The following is a 1,367-nucleotide window of genomic DNA, read 5'->3' on the forward strand; positions in this document are numbered from 1 at the left end:
AGCGGCCGCCCCCCCCCCCTAACTACTCCAGCTGCTCCGCACTCGGCGGTCGGTGGACGGGTGGTTCAGGCCAGGCGCGTCATCCAGCCGTGACGGTCCGCCGCCCGGCCGTTCTGGATGTCCGTGAGCTCGCCGCGGATCGCCAAGGTCAGCTCGCCCGCTCCGCCGTCGGCGATGGTGTGGTCGAAGTTCGACCCGCCCAGACGGCCGATCGGCGTGACGACCGCAGCCGTGCCGCACGCGAACACCTCGGTGACCGCGCCGGACCGGATGTCGGCCAGGAGCTCCTCGAGCGGGATGCGCCGCTCGGTGACCTCGTGACCGCGGTCGTTGAGGAGCTGGATGATCGACGAACGGGTCACGCCCTCGAGGATCGACCCCGTGAGCTCGGGCGTCTCGACCGAGCCGTCGGCCTTGACGACGAACACGTTCATGCCGCCGAGCTCCTCGAGGAACGTGCCCGTCGACGAGTCGAGGAAGCAGACCTGCTCGAAGCCCTTCTCCTGCGCGAGGGTCTGCGGCAGCAGGCTCGACGCGTAGTTGCCGCCGCACTTGGCGTCGCCCGTGCCGCCGGCACCGGCGCGGCTGAACTCGCGGTCGACCCAAATCGACACGGGCTTCACGCCGCCCGAGAAGTACGGGCCCACGGGCGAGGCGATCACGAGGTACTCGGCCTCGAGCGAGGCCCGCACCCCGAGGAACGACTCCGAGGCGTACATGAACGGGCGCAGGTACAGGCTCGCCTCCTCGCCGCTCGGGACCCACTCGACGTCGGTGCGCACGAGCGCCGTGATCGAGCCGATGAAGTCGTCGACCGAGAGCGCCGGCAGCGCCAGACGGTGCGCGGACCGGGCGAACCGGGCGGCGTTGGCCTCGGGACGGAAGGTCCACACGGACCCGTCCTGGTGCCGGTACGCCTTGAGGCCCTCGAAGATCTCCTGGGCGTAGTGCAGGACCGCGGTCGCGGGGTCGAGCTGGAGGGGGCCGTACTTCTCGATGCGGCGGTCGATCCAGCCGTCCGTCGAGTTCCAGCTGATCCGGGCCATGTGGTCCGAGAACACGGTGCCGAACTTCGGGGCGGAGATCGCGGCCGCCCTGGCCTCGGGGGAGGTCGGGGTGTCCGAGGTGCGGATGTCGAAGAGCGCGACGAGATCCTCGGCCGAGGAAGCGGGCTGCGCTGTGAGGGGGGAAGTCATGTCATGGGCCTTTCACCTGGCGACCCGGGTGGGTTCCTCGCCTAGTTTTCCATGACAGAGCGCCCTTCGGCGCCCGCAGGGCGGGCGAGAACTCCCGGGCCTTCGACGAGGACGTGGGAGCGGTGAGGACGGCAGAGGGTGCGCGCCGCCGTCAGGCCCTGTCTCTTATAC

Annotated in this window: 1 protein-coding gene; it reads right to left on the bottom strand. The window is 70.4% G+C overall.

What is annotated here, in order from left to right; translation table 11 throughout:
• Positions 1-65 precede the first annotated feature (65 nt).
• The gene (locus tag ACFRCR_RS18725) at positions 66-1,196 is read right to left on the bottom strand and encodes a branched-chain amino acid aminotransferase (protein ID WP_138823704.1); all 1,131 of its coding nucleotides are present in this window, start codon (positions 1,194-1,196) and stop codon (positions 66-68) included.
• Positions 1,197-1,367 lie beyond the last annotated feature (171 nt).

The sequence above is a fragment of the Oerskovia sp. NPDC056781 genome, from assembly GCF_042789955.1.
In the GTDB taxonomy this organism is placed as follows: Bacteria; Actinomycetota; Actinomycetes; order Actinomycetales; family Cellulomonadaceae; genus Oerskovia; species Oerskovia rustica.